The organism is Prodigiosinella confusarubida, assembly GCF_002847015.1.
Classification (GTDB): Bacteria; Pseudomonadota; Gammaproteobacteria; order Enterobacterales; family Enterobacteriaceae; genus Prodigiosinella; species Prodigiosinella aquatilis.
This window is the reverse complement of sequence record NZ_CP025085.1, coordinates 533,153-553,546: the sequence shown is the minus strand read 5'-3', so window position 1 is coordinate 553,546 and position 20,394 is coordinate 533,153. Positions and strand designations below refer to the sequence as shown.

Annotated in this window: 19 protein-coding genes; 7 read left to right on the top strand and 12 right to left on the bottom strand. The window is 46.2% G+C overall.

Annotated features, from left to right (window positions below; genetic code table 11):
- Window positions 1-42: 42 nt before the first annotated feature.
- From atpA to ravA, 12 genes are all read right to left on the bottom strand, one after another.
- Window positions 43-1,584: a F0F1 ATP synthase subunit alpha gene (atpA, locus tag CWC46_RS02540; RefSeq protein ID WP_021013766.1), complete on the bottom strand. Its 1,542-nt coding sequence runs from the start codon at window positions 1,582-1,584 to the stop codon at window positions 43-45.
- Between the two features lie 12 nt (window positions 1,585-1,596).
- A complete protein-coding gene (gene atpH / locus CWC46_RS02535) occupies window positions 1,597-2,130 on the bottom strand; it encodes a F0F1 ATP synthase subunit delta (protein ID WP_021013767.1) in 534 nt (177 codons plus the stop codon).
- A gap of 14 nt (window positions 2,131-2,144) precedes the next feature.
- Complete coding sequence (gene atpF / locus CWC46_RS02530) at window positions 2,145-2,615, bottom strand: F0F1 ATP synthase subunit B (protein ID WP_021013768.1); 471 nt, start codon at window positions 2,613-2,615, stop codon at window positions 2,145-2,147.
- Between the two features lie 61 nt (window positions 2,616-2,676).
- Complete coding sequence (gene atpE / locus CWC46_RS02525; RefSeq protein WP_005976545.1) at window positions 2,677-2,916, bottom strand: F0F1 ATP synthase subunit C; 240 nt, start codon at window positions 2,914-2,916, stop codon at window positions 2,677-2,679.
- A 50-nt stretch (window positions 2,917-2,966) separates the two neighbouring features.
- Complete coding sequence (atpB, locus tag CWC46_RS02520; protein WP_021013769.1) at window positions 2,967-3,749, bottom strand: F0F1 ATP synthase subunit A; 783 nt, start codon at window positions 3,747-3,749, stop codon at window positions 2,967-2,969.
- 22 nt (window positions 3,750-3,771) lie between these two features.
- On the bottom strand, window positions 3,772-4,155 hold the full coding sequence (gene atpI / locus CWC46_RS02515) for a F0F1 ATP synthase subunit I (protein WP_021013770.1): 384 nt from the start codon (window positions 4,153-4,155) through the stop codon (window positions 3,772-3,774).
- 623 nt (window positions 4,156-4,778) lie between these two features.
- Window positions 4,779-5,399, bottom strand: a complete 621-nt coding sequence (gene rsmG / locus CWC46_RS02510; protein ID WP_021013771.1) for a 16S rRNA (guanine(527)-N(7))-methyltransferase RsmG — start codon at window positions 5,397-5,399, stop codon at window positions 4,779-4,781.
- 86 nt (window positions 5,400-5,485) lie between these two features.
- Complete coding sequence (gene mnmG / locus CWC46_RS02505) at window positions 5,486-7,375, bottom strand: tRNA uridine-5-carboxymethylaminomethyl(34) synthesis enzyme MnmG (RefSeq protein WP_021013772.1); 1,890 nt, start codon at window positions 7,373-7,375, stop codon at window positions 5,486-5,488.
- A 376-nt stretch (window positions 7,376-7,751) separates the two neighbouring features.
- Complete coding sequence (gene mioC / locus CWC46_RS02500; RefSeq protein WP_021013773.1) at window positions 7,752-8,195, bottom strand: FMN-binding protein MioC; 444 nt, start codon at window positions 8,193-8,195, stop codon at window positions 7,752-7,754.
- Window positions 8,196-8,285: 90 nt separating this feature from the next.
- A complete protein-coding gene (gene asnC / locus CWC46_RS02495; RefSeq protein WP_021013774.1) occupies window positions 8,286-8,747 on the bottom strand; it encodes a transcriptional regulator AsnC in 462 nt (153 codons plus the stop codon).
- 161 nt (window positions 8,748-8,908) lie between these two features.
- Window positions 8,909-10,384 (bottom strand): ATPase RavA stimulator ViaA, encoded by a 1,476-nt coding sequence (gene viaA, locus CWC46_RS02490; protein WP_021013775.1) that lies wholly within the window; start codon window positions 10,382-10,384, stop codon window positions 8,909-8,911.
- Between the two features lie 5 nt (window positions 10,385-10,389).
- Window positions 10,390-11,886: an ATPase RavA gene (gene ravA, locus CWC46_RS02485; protein ID WP_021013776.1), complete on the bottom strand. Its 1,497-nt coding sequence runs from the start codon at window positions 11,884-11,886 to the stop codon at window positions 10,390-10,392.
- A 257-nt stretch (window positions 11,887-12,143) separates the two neighbouring features.
- Between ravA and kup the strand changes: the two genes are divergently transcribed.
- From kup to rbsR, 7 genes are all read left to right on the top strand, one after another.
- Window positions 12,144-14,012 carry a low affinity potassium transporter Kup gene (kup, locus tag CWC46_RS02480; RefSeq protein WP_021013777.1) on the top strand — a complete coding sequence of 623 codons (1,869 nt, stop codon included), beginning with the start codon at window positions 12,144-12,146 and terminating at the stop codon, window positions 14,010-14,012.
- A gap of 279 nt (window positions 14,013-14,291) precedes the next feature.
- Window positions 14,292-14,711: a D-ribose pyranase gene (rbsD, locus tag CWC46_RS02475; RefSeq protein ID WP_021013778.1), complete on the top strand. Its 420-nt coding sequence runs from the start codon at window positions 14,292-14,294 to the stop codon at window positions 14,709-14,711.
- Between the two features lie 7 nt (window positions 14,712-14,718).
- Window positions 14,719-16,224: a ribose ABC transporter ATP-binding protein RbsA gene (gene rbsA / locus CWC46_RS02470; protein ID WP_021013779.1), complete on the top strand. Its 1,506-nt coding sequence runs from the start codon at window positions 14,719-14,721 to the stop codon at window positions 16,222-16,224.
- Window positions 16,225-16,231: 7 nt separating this feature from the next.
- A complete protein-coding gene (gene rbsC / locus CWC46_RS02465) occupies window positions 16,232-17,200 on the top strand; it encodes a ribose ABC transporter permease (RefSeq protein ID WP_021013780.1) in 969 nt (322 codons plus the stop codon).
- Between the two features lie 25 nt (window positions 17,201-17,225).
- A complete protein-coding gene (gene rbsB, locus CWC46_RS02460; RefSeq protein WP_021013781.1) occupies window positions 17,226-18,113 on the top strand; it encodes a ribose ABC transporter substrate-binding protein RbsB in 888 nt (295 codons plus the stop codon).
- Window positions 18,114-18,177: 64 nt separating this feature from the next.
- Entirely contained in the window at window positions 18,178-19,104 is a 927-nt protein-coding gene (rbsK, locus tag CWC46_RS02455) for a ribokinase (protein WP_021013782.1), read from the top strand.
- Between the two features lie 3 nt (window positions 19,105-19,107).
- Entirely contained in the window at window positions 19,108-20,109 is a 1,002-nt protein-coding gene (gene rbsR, locus CWC46_RS02450; RefSeq protein ID WP_168187283.1) for a ribose operon transcriptional repressor RbsR, read from the top strand.
- Window positions 20,110-20,394 lie beyond the last annotated feature (285 nt).

Genomic DNA, 20,394 nt, shown 5'->3' with positions numbered 1-20,394 from the left:
CCTCAATGCCTAGCGACCTGCCATAAGGCAGGCCACGGGGCGTTACCAGGACTGGGTTGCCTTAAAGGTATCAAGGATAGTCTTGAATTTATCCTCGATCTCATCGTTATAAGCGCCAGTCTGGCTGAGTTGTTGCAGAAGATCGCCATGCTCACGATTGGCATAGGCCAACAGCGACGCTTCAAAACCGCCAACTTTCGCCAGTTCAACGTCTTCCAGATAACCACGTTCGGCGGAAAACAGTACCAGCGACTGCATTGCAACAGACATCGGTGCATACTGTTTCTGCTTCAAAAGTTCAGTCACTTTCTGACCATGATTCAACTGCTTACGCGTAGCATCATCCAGGTCAGAAGCAAACTGGGAGAATGCCGCCAATTCACGATACTGAGCCAGTGCGGTACGGATACCACCAGACAGTTTCTTCATGATCTTGGTCTGAGCTGCACCACCCACACGGGACACGGAGATGCCTGGGTTAACTGCCGGACGGATACCAGCGTTAAACAGGTTGGATTCCAGGAAGATCTGGCCATCAGTAATAGAAATTACGTTGGTCGGAACAAACGCCGAAACGTCACCCGCCTGAGTTTCGATGATCGGCAGAGCGGTCAAAGACCCCGTTTTCCCCTTCACCTCACCTTTGGTAAAGGCCTCGACGTAATCAACATTCACGCGCGCAGCTCGTTCCAGCAGACGGGAGTGAAGGTAGAAAACATCCCCAGGGTACGCTTCACGACCAGGCGGACGACGAAGCAACAGGGATATTTGACGATAAGCAACGGCCTGCTTGGACAGGTCATCATAAATAATCAGTGCATCTTCACCGCGGTCACGGAAATATTCACCCATTGCGCAACCGGCGTATGGCGCCAGATATTGTAGTGCAGCAGACTCGGACGCCGTGGCCACGACAACAATGGTATTTGACAGTGCATCATGCTCTTCCAGCTTGCGTACCACGTTGGAGATGGTAGACGCTTTCTGTCCGATAGCGACATAAATACACTTAATACCCGAATCACGCTGGTTGATAATCGTATCAATCGCCAGTGCGGTTTTACCAGTCTGACGGTCACCGATAACCAACTCACGCTGACCACGACCGATTGGAATCATGGCATCAACGGACTTGTAACCGGTCTGGACGGGCTGATCAACGGATTGACGATCGATAACGCCAGGCGCAATCGCTTCAACCGCAGAAAAACCATCGTGTTCAACCGGGCCTTTACCATCAATCGGTGCGCCCAGCGTATTGACAACACGACCCAGCAGGCCACGGCCAACCGGTACTTCCAGAATACGACCGGTACATTTTACTTTATTACCTTCGGCCAGATCCTCATACGGACCCATAACGACCGCACCAACAGAGTCTCGCTCCAGGTTAAGTGCAATCGCATAACGGTTGCCAGGCAGGGAAATCATCTCCCCCTGCATCACATCAGCAAGACCGTTTACATGAATGATCCCATCACTGACGGAAACAATGGTACCTTCATTGTGAGCTTCGCTCACTACATTGAACTGAGCAATTCGCTGCTTGATCAGTTCACTGATTTCGGTGGAATTCAGTTGCATGCTCCAGTCCCCTTAAGACTGCAAGACGTCTGTCAAACGTTCAAGACGGCCACGAATACTGCCATCTATCACCATATCGCCAGCGCGAATAATTACGCCAGCTATAACAGACTTATCAATTTTGCAATTCAGCTTAACTTTACGTGACAGACGTTGTTCCATCGCTGCAGCTATCTTGGATAACTGCTGTTCATTTAACGCTGCAGCAGAAATGACATCGACATCTACCGTCGATTCCAGTTCAGCCCGATGTTGAACAAATTGAGCCAGCACTTCGGAAAGCACTGACAAACGCCCGTTTTCAGCCATCACCCTAATCAGGTTCTGGCACGCATCATCCAGCTCGTCACCACATACGGCAATGAATGTCTTCGCCATCGTCTGGGGCGCAACGGCTCCAGAAAGTAACTCAGCAATGTGTTCATTACGCGCGACTTCAGCAACAAATGTCAGCATTTGTTGCCAGTGGTCAACTGACTGGCTTTCAACGGCAAAGTCAAAAGCTGCTTTGGCGTAGGGGCGAGCTACTGTGACAAATTCAGACATCAGCCCCTCCCTCCTTACAGTTCGGCGACAAGTTTATCAACGATGTCGCTGTTAGCAGCTTCATCCACGGAACGTTCAATAATTTTCTCGGCACCGGCAATAGCCAACATAGCAACGTGCTTACGTAACTCTTCGTAGGCACGTTTGCGCTCGGCGTCAATTTCAGCCTGCGCTTGTGCCACAATTTTGTTACGCTCCGCTTCCGCTTCAACTTTAGCATTGTCCATAATCTGAGCACGCTGCTTATTAGCCTGCTCAACAATGACTAGCGCTTCCGCTTTGGCTTTCTTTAATTGATCGGTCGCATTGGCCTGCGCTAAGTTCAGATCTTTTTTGGCTCGTTCAGCAGAAGCCAGACCGTCAGCAATTTCTTTCTGACGTTTCTCAATGGCATCCATAATCGGCGGCCATATATACTTCATGCAGAACCAGACAAACAGAACAAATGCAATGGCCTGGCCGAGGATTGTAGCGTTAAGATTCACAGCACAATGCCTCTTCTTAGTTAAATAACTTGATGTTTTTCACCATGGCAATAAATCTTGCTTAAGCTACGGCAAACATCACATACAGACCCAGACCAACAGCAATCATCGGGATAGCATCCACCAGACCCATAACGATAAAGAACTGTGTCCGCAGCAGAGGAATCAGATCAGGCTGACGAGCAGCACCTTCCAAAAATTTACCACCCAGAATGCCGATACCGATCGCAGCACCGATAGCCGCCAAACCCATCATTAAAGCGGCAGCCATGTACAGCAGATCCACACTCAGGTTTTCCATGACAGTCTCCAGTTTTTTTCAATTAAAACGTTTGTAGTGTTGAAAGAAAATTAATGCTCTTCAGATGCCATCGAAAGATAAACAACCGTCAGAACCATGAAAATAAAAGCCTGAAGCGAAATGATCAGAATGTGGAAAATGGCCCAAGGCACATTTAATATCCACTGAGACCACCACGGCAGCAGGCCGGCAATCAGGATGAAGATCAACTCACCCGCATACATGTTGCCAAACAGTCGCAAACCTAAAGAAATCGGTTTTGACAGCAGGCTAACACCTTCAAGAATCAGGTTGATAGGAATAAACACAGGGTGATTGAACGGCTGCATGGTCAATTCTTTAACAAATCCACCAATGCCTTTCATCTTGATGCTGTAGAACAGAATCAGGATGAAAACCCCTAACGCCATGGAAAGTGTAATGTTCACGTCCGCGGAAGGTACCACACGTAATGCAGGCAGTCCCAAAACATGCTCACCAATATACGGCAGCAGATCGATAGGCAACAGATCCATCAGATTCATCAGGAAAACCCAGACGAAGACGGTGAGCGCCAACGGAGCAATAAGCTTACTTTTGCCATGGAACATATCGCGTACATTGCTATCTACAAAACCAACGATCAGTTCCACTGCAGCCTGCAGTTTACCCGGCACACCACTGGTGGGGTTTTTAGCAACTTTACGAAAGATAACCAGAAAGAGTATTCCAAGAAGCACAGAGAAAAACATCGAATCGATGTTAATCGACCAGAACCCCGTCCCCACCTGTAAATGTACAAGATGGTGACTGATATACTCTTGCGGAGTAGAGATTTCTCCTGATGCAGACATGATGTCCCTTACCCTTTTGTTGTTAACTACGGTAACGGTTAATGACGGCTGGTGCCACAATCTGCATGACCAGCATTGATAAATACGTCAGGCCAAGCGGGAAAAATGCCGCATGGAACCCGCCTAACGCCACCACCAACAATGCAATGGTGAATAGCACTTTCAGCGCTTCACCCAAAGCAAATGACCAGGCAACGCGTCCTTCCGATGGTTTATGTGTCTGATGACGCAAGGCAAACAGCATAAACAACATATTCGGTAACCAGGCTGCCAATCCCCCACCGAGCGCAGAAGCTGCGGCTTCCAGGCTAACCACACTGAAAATCGCGCTTAACACTAAAAAAGTCACCAATTGTATTAAAAGTGACCACAGCGCTAACTTTCCACTGTAAAGGGATACAGACATGACGCGTGCCCTCTCCGTACCTTTCTCAGAGTTTACTGAATGACGTATAACACTGCCTTTAATGCACCGAGTCAAGCAGCAAAAAACGTGCAAATTATACGGGTCAGCCCATCGAATTCAATCAATAAGTAGCGAAAAGGTGAACAATTATTTAAATTTATTTCCTAAGCCTTATTTCCGCGAACTATCCGGTTAACACATCAATAGTGAAATGAATGTTAACATGCTGCCAATATGTGATATCACTCACATAAAACAAAACAGGTCTTTTTATATCCGATCAGACTTTTTCTTGTCTTTAGCAAAAATAGCTATTTATCTTTTTTAATTTCAATAAGATAAAATAAAACACCAACAAAACACTTACAATACAGCACTCAAACCATCTATTGACATTGTGGATATTTTTTTATCATGTTTTTAACACCTCTCAATGAATTGCACGGTGGTTAAAATCGAAATACGGTAAAAAAAACACCACTGCCGAATACGTTAATCACCAGGCATACATCACGTTTGTAAAAATTTGGTGAATATATTTCATTAGTTTAATGATTATTTCATTCAGATTTATCAGCTTGAGAACGTTACAAATAGTTATAATTTTCTGATGAAAAACAAAATTAGTTCCGTTTAAGAATCACCAAGTGACGTTCTCCAACCAACTCAGGCACAAAAAGTGGAATAATGATTTCCGGGATAATGCCTTCAGGTAAGGCATCCAGCTCATCTTGAGGAACCGTTCCCTTCAGTGCATAAAAACGACCTTCAGGACGGGAAGGTAAATGATCACACCAGTTAACCATATCCTTCAGAGAAGCAAATGCACGGCTTATCACTCCATCAAAAGGAGGAGCTGCCGAAAAGTCTTCCACACGGCTCTGTACCGGCTCAATATTATCGAGATGTAACTCATGCTGAGCCTGACGCAGAAAACGCACCCGTTTTCCCAGACTATCAAGTAAGGTGAAATGTGAATATGGACGAATAATGGCTAACGGTATGCCCGGTAAACCCGGTCCTGTTCCCACATCAATAAAATTCTGTCCCTGGAGATGTTTTTCTATCACCAGACTATCCATGATATGACGAATCAACATTTGCTCAGGATCACGGACTGAAGTCAGATTATAAGCCTTATTCCATTTATGTAGGAGCTCAACATACTGAATAAGCTGATTTTTTTGTTGATCGGTCAGGGAAATACCAGCGGTATCTAACAGGCTATTGAGTTTGTTAAGCACAAGATAATCCTGAATATCACGTTATTAATACAATCTAGCTGTATCTCCACAGCTAGATTTACGGGCTATTTTGCTAAAAACGACTATCAGGCACTGCGGCGCAGCATCCCCTGTTTTTTCAGCCAAACCAGTAAAATTGAGATTGCAGCTGGTGTAATACCAGAAATACGCGATGCCTGGCCAATGGAACCCGGTTTATGATCATTCAACTTTATAATAACCTCATTTGATAATCCGGTTACCTGCTGATAATCCAGTCCTGCGGGCAATAGCGCATTTTCATTGCGGAGTTGTTTTTCAACTTCATCCTGTTGACGGGCAATATACCCTTCATATTTCACCTGAATTTCTACCTGCTCTGCCGCTTTATCATCGGTTAGTGCAGGGGCGAACATCGGTAACCCGGTCAACATAACATAGTTAATTTCCGGACGGCGCAGTAGCTCTTCACCGCTGGCTTCTCGAGAAAGTGGTGTTTTCAGTAAGGAATTAATCTGATCACGATTCTCTGACAACGGATGAACATGAATATCACGCAGGCGCTGCCGTTCCTTCTCAATATTTTCCAACTTCTCGTTGAATGCGGCCCAACGAACATTATCCACCATACCCAATTGACGACCAATTTCCGTCAACCGTAGGTCAGCATTGTCTTCGCGCAGCATCAAACGATATTCAGCCCGCGAAGTAAACATGCGGTAAGGTTCTTTGGTTCCCAATGTGCAGAGATCATCAACTAAAACACCGATGTAAGCTTGATCGCGTCGAGGTGTCCACCCTTCCTGATCAAATGCCAGACGAGCAGCATTCAATCCAGCCAGCATTCCCTGCGCAGCAGCTTCTTCGTAACCGGTTGTCCCGTTGATCTGACCGGCAAAGAAAAGACCGTGAATAAATTTATTTTCCAGTGTCGGTTTTAAATCTCGAGGATCAAAAAAATCATACTCAATAGCATAACCAGGACGAACAATACGGGCATTCTCCATCCCTTGCATGGAACGGACAATCTGCCACTGTATGTCAAATGGTAGGCTGGTAGAAATGCCGTTAGGGTAGATTTCATTGCTGCTCAACCCTTCTGGTTCAAGAAATATCTGGTGGGTATTACGATCGGCAAAACGCATCACCTTGTCTTCAATGGATGGGCAATAGCGTGGCCCGATCCCCGCGATGACGCCAGTGTACATTGGACTACGATCCAAATTATTGCGGATCACCTCATGAGTGCGCTCATTGGTGTGGGTGATATAACAAGGCATCTGTGCCGGATGCTGGCCAGGATCTCCCAGAAAGGAAAAAACAGGCATCGGGTTATCACCGTGCTGTTGCGTCAATACACTGAAATCAATAGTCCGGGCATCTATGCGTGGTGGAGTACCGGTTTTTAAACGTCCGACTCGCAACGGTAATTCACGTAAACGGTGGGCTAATGGAATGGATGGTGGATCGCCAGCTCTACCACCGCTGTAGTTATCCAGACCAATATGTATTTTACCGTCCAGAAATGTTCCTACCGTCAGCACTACGGCTTTGGCACGGAACTTCAATCCCATCTGGGTAATGGCTCCTACAACCTGATCATTTTCCACAATCAGATCGTCAACTGCCTGCTGGAAGATCATCAGATTTGGCTGGTTTTCCAGTGCAGCACGTACTGCTTGGCGATAAAGAACCCGATCGGCTTGTGCACGAGTCGCTCGTACTGCAGGACCTTTACTGATGTTTAGTATCCTAAACTGAATACCCGCTTGATCGATGGCCTTAGCCATCAGTCCACCCATGGCATCAAGTTCTTTTACCAGATGACCTTTCCCTATACCGCCGATAGCCGGGTTACAGGACATCTGTCCCAGCGTATCAATATTGTGTGTCAGTAAGAGGGTTTGACGTCCCATACGGGCCGAGGCCATGGCGGCTTCAGTGCCTGCATGACCACCACCGATCACGATGACGTCAAAAGGATCTGGATAAAACATGGTACTACACCTCGAGTGGTTGCGAATGATCGTTACTAACCTTGGGTGAAGGATTCTACTCAAGTTTATGCCAATGACCAAATGTGTTGGATCGTCGTGTAATTAAAGAAAGATCTTTTTATTTAAAGATCTTCTTATTAGATCTCTTATTAGGATCGACATGTTCTGTGGATAAGGCATGATCCTTTAATGAGATCAATCGATTACTGTTGATCACTAGTTGTGAATGATCGGTGATCCCAGACAGTATAAGCTGGGATCTAAACCTATAGTTATACACAGATTAAAAAACAATCTAACGTTGTTATTGGGATAACTACGGGTTTTACCCCGCTTCTTAAGTGTTTTATCCACAGTTAACTGCTGTATAAATAAGCTATCTGAGTAAATTAACCCATGATCCCAACCATTCTTCTGCGGGATCTTCCGGAATTTCATGTTGGGTTATGTCGATCATCAGGAGATCACCGATCCTTTTTGCGCCTCGATCCTGTAATAGATGATCAACGGTGATTATCGCACCGCAGAATGTGTCATATTCTTTACTGCCTATACCAATGGCACCAAAACGAACTTGGGACAGATCGGGTTTTTGTTCTTCCAGTGCTTCAAACAGCGGCTGTAAGTTATCAGGGATATCACCTGCACCATGAGTCGATGTGACAACCAACCACAAACCGTTGTCCGGAATTTCATTCAGATCAGGCCCATGTAGCATAACGGTGGAAAACCCCTTTTTTTTCAATAACTCTTCCAAATGTTCGGCTACATACTCCGCACTACCGAGTGTACTGCCGCTGATAAGGGTTATGTCAGTCATACATGATCTCACCTGATTAAAGACGGGACATTGTACGCTGTGATTTTTGTGGGATCTACCTGTGGACAATCGGGGGATAAGAATAAAGTATCAAGGAGCAATGGTGCGCATGATCGGGTTCTGTAGTGAGATCAGTGTTTCCGTGGACTGAATTTCATCAATTGTTTGGATCTTGTTGATAAGTACATGTTGTAAGGCGTCGATGGAACGGCACATGACCTTAATAAAGATGCTGTAATGACCCGTGGTGTAATAAGCCTCTACCACTTCTTCCAGATTGTTCAGTTTTTCCAGCGCTGAAGGATAGTCCTTGGCACTTTTCAGGATAATGCCGATGAAACAGCACACGTCGTACCCCAGCTGTTTAGGGTTCACATCAAGTCGGGTACCTATAATGATACCGGCCTGTTTCATCTTTTCTACTCGTACGTGAATGGTTCCCGGGCTGACGGCAAACTGCTTTGCCAGTTCGGCATAAGGTGTTCGGGCATTATCCATTAATACACTAAGAATGCCGCGATCAAGGTCATCAAGGGAATAAGTGTCGGCCATGAAATAGACTCTTTGCTTACTGTTTGGGTGCATTTACTGCTTACAGTATGATTGATCAATGTTTATAGCGAATAATTTTTTTTTCGTTAAAGAAAGAGTGAGTCCATTAAACAATAAGCACAATAAATGCTGAAACTTGTTTATAAGTAATAAGCAACGAATTATTTTTTTTCATGATGGAAACGACGCAAAAGACGGCTTTTCAAGCCGGTATCGAAGCGCCAGATATGATCGAATATCCGTAATATTCCAGGCTTACCGTGATCGGACATAGCGACAGCGTGGAAACGGTGATGAAGTTGTTGCTGGCGGCGTCTGACTTTATTGATGACATCGTCAGGCAATCTCTGAGCAATAAAATCAGAAATAATGACGGCATCGGCATCCCGCCATGATGAATCGTTCATTTTATCCATTAGTGTTGTTATACAGTTCGTCAGATCGGTACCGCCGCGAAATGTTTGATTAAGAAAACGAATTACCTGTTCAATTCCGTCTGCTGAAGTCAATTCGTAACTTATTATCTCGTTAGAGAACAACATAATATAACAACGGCGATTATCCGCCAGAGCCACTCTCATCAAAGCCAGACAAAATGCTTTTGCGCAGCGTTCGTTAAATCCCCCCATAGAACCAGAGGTATCGACACAGACGATAAATGGCCCTCGAGGTTGTTGTTCATTCTGTTGATGGATTACGGGTCGTTCTACTATTTTTTCACGCCAGTTTTCACCCTGCAGGCGATAGGTCAACAGTTGGTGTTCCAGAAGTCGCCGGTAAAATTCGTATTCCAGTTCGTCGATACCCACGGTGGAGAGTTCGGTGGGTAATAGCCGCAGAATATCGTCGCTCTGATGAATGCCGTTCACCTGTTCGGGTAGGGTGGCGAGTTCCCGAACCATCACTCGGAATTCCTCTTTTTGCGCATCGTGACTCAGGATGGATTTTGTTTCCTGGCTGCGACCCAGTCTTTCCGCCAAACGTTGTAGTTCTGGCTGTTGTTTCAGGAAGTTGCCAATATCCAGCAGCGCTTTGAGATCGGTTTTTATCAGCTTACTGGCACTGAGATCCCACAATCGACCCGCGGCGGTTTCATTTTCAGCCAGAATGGGTTCTAGCGCTCCGCTCAGAGTTAAACGCCGCTGTAGTTCATCCAGCAGATTATCCCGTTCCTGTTCCATTATCTGCTGGTGCAGAGTCAGTGTTTGCAATGTCAGGCTGACATGCCATCGCTGCATAAATAAAGAGTGCAAACCGCTGGTTATTTTTTGTTCAATCTGGCGTTCGGGTGTGTTAATCAGTTTATCTGCCGGAGAGAAAAACGGTGAATCTACCGTGTTCAGCATGGACATTATTTTCGGTAGACTGGCTTGAAATGTCTGGCTGCTGGCTAACCGGGTGTTTTGATAACAATTGAACTCTTTTTCCAGATCTGGAGGCGTCTGAGTGCTGCGCAACCGCTGTTTGAGGTTATCCTTCCACATTGGAAGATCGTTCAATAGTGCTTTTTTCAGACGAGGATACTTTTCGAAATACATCACAAACTGAGGCGTAGCCAGCAGTGTGGCAATGAGATCATCCAACAGATCGTTTTCATCAATGGACAATAGCATCTCTAAAGATTCCAGCGTCAGCATTGTTTTTACTCCCGTTGTGACTGTTCTATCTGTTCATTGACCTGTTGCAGACTTTCTTCAATCTTTGCCAACCACTCTTGAGGGACAAACAAACAAGGTTGATGTCGTTCAAATAGTCGCCGTTGTTCCTGTAATTGAATTTTCAGCGTTTCGTATTCCTGAGCGATATCTTCCGGCAGAGTACAATTTATTTTATCTGGTAGCGATAAAATTGAACTTTGCAAGCTGATATCCCTGATGATCAGATACTGATGTTCGTCCACCAGCATATCCAACTGCTGACTAAACCCTACGTTATTCAGTTTACCGCGGATTTCACCACCTTTTTGCAACCAACTGGTTAGTTTTTCTCTGTCTATAATCACATGGGTTACAGTGTGATCCTTGATAATCAACGGTTTTTGCAGTACCAACGTGAGTGTCGGCGTTGTTATGGTATCCGGTAGCGTGTAATGTGGTGTTCTGCCAAAGAAAGAACCTTGTTTTTCAACTCTGAATGCCTGCAACTCACTCTGTTGTTGTTGATATTGCTGACGCTTTGCATTTAATTGCTGCAACCGGAACAGCAATGTCCGTTGTTGATAGGATTGTTCAGTCATCAACAACTCTAACTGTTGCTCCACCAGATGGAGTGAGTCAAGATCGTGCCATAAACAGTCTTTCAGCAGGATGATATCCACAGATGTAATTGATTCACGACCACTGAAAAAGGCACAGGCCTTCAACAGGCGAATTGCTTTTTTCCATCGCCGATCAGAGATATAAGGGGCGTTTTCCTGCGTTTCCAGTTGTTGGCGCAACTGGTAAATCAGCTCAAAACAAATCCCCGGTAAAGGGATGTTATCGATATCGGACTGCCATTGGTGGTATTCTTCATCGCTGACGCTAAGCCCAGCGCTGACCGGATTTTCGTTGTCATTACTGTTGCTGGTGAGTAATGCGAGGAAATTATGTTTGTCCTGCACCCGATCAAGCCACAGGCGGATAAGCATGCGGTCATACAATGCTTCCAGGCTGTTGTCGGCTTCAGGTAATTCATTGGATGCGGTAACCAATAAGCGCATAGGAATGGGATCTTCACTATTACCATTGCGAAAACGGCGTTCATTTATTGCTGTTAGCAAGGTGTTCAGAATGGCGGGGCCCGCTTTCCATATTTCATCCAGAAAGACGATTTCAGCTTCCGGCAGATAACCGGTCGTCAAACGCTGATAGCGTCCTTCATCTTTCAATGCCTGAATAGATAGCGGACCGAATACTTCTTCTGGTGTAGAGAAGCGAGTCATCAGATATTCAAAGGCAATAGCGTGTTTAAAGGCATATTTAAGACGCCTGGCTATCAGACTCTTTGCTATCCCGGGAGGGCCTAATAAAAAGACGCTCTCGCCGCTTAGCGCAGCCAGAAGGCATAGACGAATGGCGTGCTGCCGTTCATAAAGACCGTGTTCAAGGGCGTGGCTGAGTCGAGCAATTCTGTCAGCCAGTGCTGTGGGCTGTATCATAATTAATCCATCGTTCCCGTGTGTTGCAGCCAGGAAGTGCAAAAATAAACGTCAAAAGACTACTTTTTACTCATACTCTGTTTGTTGATTATTGGCACTGTTAGTGACGTTAATCAATAAAGGTTCCTTACCAAATAGGCAAACGGTAATTTAAAAAATAGGTTTTTGCGGCGATTTGTGCATACTGTGCGTTTTCGGGCTAGTGCAACCAGGAATGGTCCGATTCGTTAATAAATTAATAACAGAAGACAAGGTTTATGAGTTCTGAACATAAACGTTCACTTCCGGCAATAACGCTGGCTGCGATTGGGGTGGTCTATGGTGATATTGGTACCAGCCCTCTGTATACGCTTCGAGAGTGTCTGTCCGGACAGTTTGGTTTTGGGGTTGAACCTGATTCCGTATTCGGTTTTCTCTCTCTGATTTTTTGGCTTTTGATTCTGGTCGTGTCCCTGAAATATCTCACCTATGTGATGCGTGCGGATAATGCGGGTGAAGGTGGCATACTGACGTTAATGTCTCTCGCCGGGCGAAACACATCAGATCGAATGACCTCTGTGCTAGTGATCATGGGCTTGATCGGTGGCAGTTTTTTTTATGGAGAGGTTGTTATTACACCGGCTATTTCAGTGCTGTCAGCGATTGAAGGTCTGGATATTGCTGCCCCTTCTCTGGATTCTTACATTATCCCCATTTCCGTTGTTGTACTGACATTGTTGTTTATGATTCAGAAACATGGGACTGGAAGCGTGGGAAAATTGTTTGCCCCGGTGATGCTACTGTGGTTTTTGTCTCTGGGAATTCTTGGTGCCCGCGGTGTTATCGCCAATCCAGAAGTGTTACGGGCGCTGAATCCTAAATGGGCGATTAACTTTTTTATTGAATATAAGTTGGTGGCTTTTTTCGCGCTTGGTGCCGTGGTACTTGCTATTACCGGGGTGGAAGCCCTTTATGCCGATATGGGACACTTTGGTAAATTACCCATTCGTATTGCCTGGTTTTCGGCAGTACTGCCTTCACTAGTGTTGAATTATTTCGGGCAAGGAGCGTTACTGCTGAAAGACCCTGATGCCATCAAAAACCCATTTTTCCTTCTGGCACCTGACTGGGCATTGATACCGTTATTGATTCTGGCAACCTTGGCAACCATCATTGCATCTCAGGCAGTGATTTCCGGCGTGTTTTCCTTAACTCGTCAGGCGGTTCGACTTGGCTATTTACCGCCAATGCGTATTGTTCATACCTCTGACATGGAATCCGGGCAGATTTATATTCCGGCAGTTAACTGGTTGTTATATATCGCTGTGGTCATTGTGATTGTCAGCTTTGAACACTCCAGTAATCTGGCGGCCGCATATGGTATCGCGGTGACGGGTACGATGGTGTTGACCAGTATTCTTTCCTGTACCGTGGCAATCAAAAACTGGCACTGGTATCGCTATCTTGTGTGGTTGTTGCTAGTCGTATTATTGATGATCGATTTGCCCATGTTCCTGGCTAATATGAGCAAGATTGTTTCCGGTGGCTGGCTACCTCTGACGTTGGGATTGGTGATGTTTATCATCATGACGACCTGGAAAAGCGAACGCTTTGGCTTGTTGCGTCGTATTCATGAGCATGGAAACTCACTGGATGCGATGATTGTTTCACTGGAGAAGAATCCGCCAGTGCGCGTGCCAGGAACCGCTGTCTATCTTTCCCGCGCTACTCATGTGATTCCTTTTGCACTGTTGCATAACCTGAAACATAACAAGATATTACATGAACGCGTAGTATTGATGACCATCAGGACGGAAGATGCACCTTATGTACATAATGCCAAACGGGTATCAGTGGAACAGCTATCCGCCTCATTCTGGCGTGTGATTGCCAGTTACGGTTGGCGTGAAACACCTAATGTGGAAGAGGTCTTCCACCGTTGCTGGCAAGATGGCTTAACCTGTCAAATGATGGAAACCACTTTTTTCCTGTCTAATGAATCGTTGAGTATGGGGAAACGTCCATGGTATCTGCGCTTGCGTGGTAAATTGTTCATGATGCTGAGCCGTAATGCGCTACGCGCTGCTGATCAGTTTGAAATACCACCTAACCGATTGATTGAATTGGGTATTCAGGTGGAAATATGACAAGTGAGTCGAACGTAAAAATGATGTGAATGCCCCCTATTTGCGTGAACCGTGCCATCCCCCGGCACGGTTATTTTATTAATCCATAATTACCAGTCTTACTGCTTACCAGACGATTAACGCATTACTTTTCATATTCAGACACTCCGGTTCTTACTTTTGTTGAACAAGCGAAACGTTTCGATGATGATCACATTTTGATAATATTATCGTTGCCTTCTGGCGATGTTTTTTTACACTATCCTGGAAGCGAAACGTTTCGCTGTTAGGATATAGAATATGAAAAAAGGTGCGTTGCTAAATTCCGAAGTTTCTTCTGTTATTTCCCGGCTTGGGCATACCGATCAAATTGTGATTGGGGATGCGGGGTTACCCATTCCGGAAATGACGACCCGTATCGATCTGGCATTAACCCACAATGTACCTACTTTTTTGCAGATACTTGAAGTGGTAACAACAGAGATGCAGGTTGAGGCGGCCATTCTGGCCGAAGAAATTATCGAGAAAAATCCACAACTCCATGACGCACTGCTTAATCATTTGAAACAACTTGAGCTACACCAGGGAAACTTAATTTCATTGCATTACATAAGTCATGAAGATTTTAAAAAACAAAGTGGGAAAAGCCGGGCTATTATTCGCAGCGGAGAGTGCTCTCCCTATGCGAATGTGATCCTTTGTGCTGGCGTAACGTTCTGAGGCATAGATGCAACCTTTACTGCAATTGCAAGGCATCACCAAAACCTTCCCCGGTGTGAAGGCACTTTCAGGCGCAGCCCTGAATGTCTATCCCGGTAAAGTAATGGCGTTGGTGGGAGAAAATGGCGCCGGTAAGTCCACCATGATGAAAGTACTAACCGGTATCTATCGTAAAGATGCGGGTAGTATTCATTTCTTGGGCAAGGAAGTGGATTTCAGCGGCCCTAAAGCATCTCAGGAAGCGGGTATAGGGATTATCCATCAGGAGTTAAACCTGATTCCCCAACTGACGATTGCAGAAAATATTTTTTTGGGTCGTGAATTTACTAATCGTTTTGGTCGTATCGACTGGCCGCAGATGTATGCTGAGGCAAATAAACTGCTTCAGCGTCTTAATCTGCGTTATGACAGCCGTCGTCTGGTGGGAGATCTCTCCATTGGTGAGCAACAAATGGTGGAGATTGCCAAGGTATTAAGCTTCGAATCCAAAGTCATCATTATGGATGAACCGACCGATGCGTTGACGGATACTGAAACGGCCTCCTTGTTCAAAGTGATTAAAGAGCTTCAGTCCCATGGTTGCGGCATTGTTTACATCTCTCATCGCCTGAAAGAAATCTTTGAAATCTGCGACGACGTCACGGTATTCCGTGACGGTCAGTTTATCGGTGAGAGCCCGGTCAATGATTTACAGGAAGACGCTCTTATCGAAATGATGGTGGGCCGCAAGTTGGAAGATCAATATCCGCGGCTTGATCAGGCACCCGGTGACGTGCGCTTGCAGGTGACTGAGCTTTCTGGTCCCGGCGCAAAAAATGTAAGCTTTTCGCTGCGTAAAGGTGAAATTCTTGGTGTAGCGGGATTGATGGGTGCCGGCCGTACCGAGTTGATGAAAATTCTTTATGGCGCATTACCCCGTACCCACGGTTCTGTGTTCCTTGATGGGCGTGAAATTATTACCCATTCGCCACAAGATGGGTTGGTAAATGGGATCGTCTACATTTCTGAAGACCGCAAACGTGATGGTTTGGTGTTAGGCATGTCGGTGAAAGAGAATATGTCGTTGACGGCATTACGTTACTTCAGCCGAAAAGGTGGTTCACTCAAGCATGCCAAGGAACAACAGGCAGTCAGTGATTTTATCCGGATGTTCAATATTCGTACGCCGACAATGGAGCAGACTATCGGTCTGTTGTCCGGTGGTAACCAGCAGAAGGTCGCCATTGCCCGTGGTTTGATGACGCGACCGAAAGTATTGATCCTTGATGAACCTACCCGCGGTGTGGATGTTGGGGCAAAGAAGGAAATCTATCAGCTAATCAATCAATTCAAACAAGAAGGGCTGAGTATCATTCTGGTGTCATCGGAAATGCCTGAAATTTTAGGTATTAGCGATCGCATTATTGTTATGCATGAAGGCTGCCTGAGCGGTGAATTCCCGATTGAGCAAGCTACCCAGGAAACGCTGATGGCTGCGGCCGTTGGTAAGCAATACGGCGCAAAGCAGGAGTAAATCACATATGAATTCCCAATCTGTTACAGCAAAAAGCTGGTTCAGCAAAGAGTGGCTGCTGGAACAAAAATCGTTGATTGCCCTGTTGATTCTTATCGCTGTGGTTTCCTCGATGAGTCCCAATTTTTTTACGCTGAATAATCTGTTCAATATTCTGCAGCAAACTTCTGTTAACGCCATCATGGCTGTGGGAATGACGCTGGTTATCCTGACATCGGGTATTGATCTTTCAGTCGGTTCGCTATTGGCGCTGACTGGCGCTGTTGCCGCTTCAATTGTCGGGATGGAAATCAATGCGCTGGTTGCTATATTCAGTGCGCTGGCACTCGGGGCAGTGATTGGCGCCGGTACCGGAGTTATTGTCGCCAAAGGTCGGGTTCAGGCGTTTATCGCTACGCTGGTGATGATGATGCTGCTGCGTGGTGTCACCATGGTGTATACCAGCGGAAGTCCTATTAATACCGGTTTTTCTGCACAAGCAGATGCGTTAGGCTGGTTTGGCATCGGGCGTCCTTTAGGTGTACCTACGCCAATCTGGATTATGGCGGTGGTATTCCTTGCTGCCTGGTACATGCTGCACCATACCCGCATTGGGCGTTATATCTATGCGTTGGGTGGTAATGAAGCGGCGACCCGTCTTTCAGGGATTAGTGTCGACAAGGTTAAAATTGTCGTCTATTCATTGTGCGGTCTGTTATCGGCGCTGGCGGGTATTATCGAAGTTGCCCGTTTGTCTTCGGCTCAGCCAACGGCAGGGACGGGTTATGAGCTGGACGCCATTGCGGCGGTTGTGCTGGGTGGTACCAGTTTGTCTGGTGGTAAAGGGCGTGTATTTGGAACCTTAATTGGTGCCCTGATTTTAGGGTTTTTGAATAACGGACTAAATCTATTAGGTGTTTCTTCTTACTATCAGATGATCGTCAAGGCAGTCGTTATTTTGCTGGCGGTTTTGGTAGATAACAAAAGCAGTAAATAACCTTCATTCACACAGGAATTGAGATATGAATTTAAAGAAGCTTGCTACTCTAGTTTCCGCTATTGCTCTGAGTGCTACGGTCAGTACCAACGCTATGGCAAAGGATACTATTGCCCTGGTGATTTCTACGTTAAATAACCCTTTCTTTGTTTCATTGAAAGACGGAGCGCAAAAAGAAGCGGATAAACTGGGTTATAACCTGGTTGTACTGGACTCTCAAAACAATCCAGCTAAAGAACTGGCCAACGTGCAGGATTTAACCGTGCGTGGTACCAAAGTGTTACTGATCAACCCGACTGATTCTGACGCCGTGGGTAACGCCGTTAAAATGGCTAATAAGGCCAAGATTCCAGTGATAACACTAGACCGTGTTGCTGCCAGTGGTGAAGTCGTAAGTCATGTTGCTTCTGATAACACATTCGGCGGTAAAATTGCTGGCGATTTTATCGCTAGAAAACTGGGCAAAGGTGCCAAAGTTATTCAATTGGAAGGTCTTGCCGGGACTTCTGCCGCACGTGAACGTGGTGCTGGCTTTATGAAATCAGCCGAGAAGAACAAGTTTGTCATTCTGGCCAGCCAGCCAGCTGACTTCGATCGTACCAAAGGTCTGAATGTAATGCAGAACTTGCTGACGGCGCATCCTGATGTACAAGCTGTATTCGCTCAGAATGACGAAATGGCATTGGGTGCAATTCGTGCGTTGCAGATTGCGGGTAAAAATGGCGTCATGGTTGTTGGCTTTGACGGTACGGCAGACGGCATTAAAGCGGTTGAAAGTGGCAAAATGGCAGCGACTGTAGCTCAACGTCCGGATCAGATCGGCGTGATCGGTGTTGAAACTGCGGATAGAGTGCTGAAAGGCGAAAAAGTACAGGCCATCATTCCTGTTGATCTGAAACTGGTTACCAAATAATAAAAAGCGGTGCTGTGTGCCACTCTGATTGAGTGGCACACGATTAACTTTGGGGTTTTACGTAATGAAATCAGGCAAGCTGGTAGTATTGGGCAGTATCAATGCGGACCATATTCTGAATCTCGAGCAGTTTCCCCGGCCGGGTGAAACGGTGATCGGTAAGCAATATGGTGTGGCATTTGGTGGTAAAGGCGCCAATCAGGCTGTAGCTGCCGGACGCAGTGGAGCAGTTATCTCTTTTATCGCCTGCGTGGGTGATGATGATATGGGTACTCGCATTCGTCAGCAGCTTGCCAGCGACAATATTGATGTTTCTGCCGTAGAAAAGATATCTGGAGAGACGACAGGTGTCGCGCTGATTTTCGTTAATGGCGAAGCTGAGAATATGATCGGTATTCATGCCGGAGCCAACGCTGCCGTCACACCAGCGTACCTCAAGTTGTATCAGCAAAAAATCATTGATGCATCGGCGTTGTTAATGCAGTTGGAATCTCCGTTGGAAACCGTTACTGCCGCTGCCAGGCTGGCACATGAACAGGGAACGCAGGTTATTCTTAACCCCGCGCCTGCCTGTCATCTTCCAGACGAGTTGTTATCGCTGGTGGATATTATTACGCCTAATGAAACTGAAGCGCAGATCCTGACTGGTGTTGCTGTTGAAACGGAAGAAGACGCTCAGCGAGCTGCCCGGGTATTGCACGATAAAGGTATTAAAACGGTACTAATCACATTAGGAAGTCGTGGCGTCTGGTTGAGCGAACAGGGGCTGGGACAACGTATTCCTGGTTTTCGCGTGAAAGCGGTTGATACTATCGCCGCTGGTGATACGTTCAACGGTGCGTTGGTGACTGCGTTACTGGAAAAACAGCCGATGGTGACTGCGGTGAGGTTTGCTCATGCTGCCGCCGCTATTGCCGTGACGCGTTATGGCGCACAACCTTCAGTACCATGGCGTGAAGAGATCGATGCTTTCTTGCAAGCACAGGGGTGATCTTTGACCACAATGAAAGATGTTGCCCGTCTTGCCGGGGTCTCGACTTCAACAGTTTCCCACGTTATCAATAACAATCGCTTTGTCAGCGATGCAATTCGTAACAAAGTGATGAATGTGGTCGATCAGTTGAATTATGCGCCGTCGGCGGTGGCTCGCAGCCTTAAGATCAATCAGACCAGAACTATCGGAATGTTACTCACCGCCAGTAGCAACCCGTTTTATGCTGAAGTAGTGCGTGGCGTAGAGCGTTGTTGTTATGAACGCGGATATAGTCTGATTCTATGTAATACCGAAGGTGATCATGACCGCATGAGCCGCAGTTTGGAAACATTGCTACAAAAGCGGGTCGATGGATTACTGCTTATGTGCACTGAAAGTCATATGCCGTCACCGGATATTCTTCGCCGCTACCCGTCAATACCTACAGTGATGATGGACTGGGCACCTTTTGAAGGGAGCAGTGACGTCATTAAGGACAACTCTCTACAGGGTGGAGAGATGGCAACAAACTATCTTATTTCGCAAGGCTACCAGAAAATAGCCTGCATTGCCGGGCCGCAAGATAAGACAACCGCCTATAACCGACTTGTGGGGTATCGCAATGCGATGAATCAGGCAGGATTATCCGTTTTTGATGATTATGTGGTGGTTGGTGATTTTGAGTTCGAAACTGGTTTTCGCGCTATGCAGCAACTGCTGTTGTTAAAAGATCGACCTGATGCCGTATTTACCAGTAATGATGCAATGGCTGTTGGTGTTTACCATGCTTTGTATCAGGCGGGGCTCTCTGTTCCTGATGATATGTCTGTCGTAGGATATGATGATATTGAACTGGCCCGTTATATGTCACCGCCTTTGACGACGATTCATCAGCCAAAGGATGAGCTGGGTGAACTGGCGATAGATACGCTACTACATCGGTTGGAACATCCTGATACTGAGCCGAATGTCCTGGTTCTTACACCAGAATTGATAGTTCGAGAATCCGTTGGTAAACGGTAAGTCATTCTCCTCATATACTCCGCTATAAGCACTGAAAAGATCAGCATAACGTGGTTTATTCCCGCGTATCGGTGAAAAAAAACGCACTTGTGATTTTTTTTGCAATTACCCCTTGTCAGGCCAGGAGAAGTGCCTATAATGCGCCTCCACTGACCCGGTGCTGGTGAACAACACAACACAGAGTCAGGCCGGGAAAAACGAATTATTCGTTGACTCTGCAAGAGGATGGCGTAGTATACGCGACCTCACGTCGGCGGCAGCGCCGCGACGAACGCTCTTTAACAA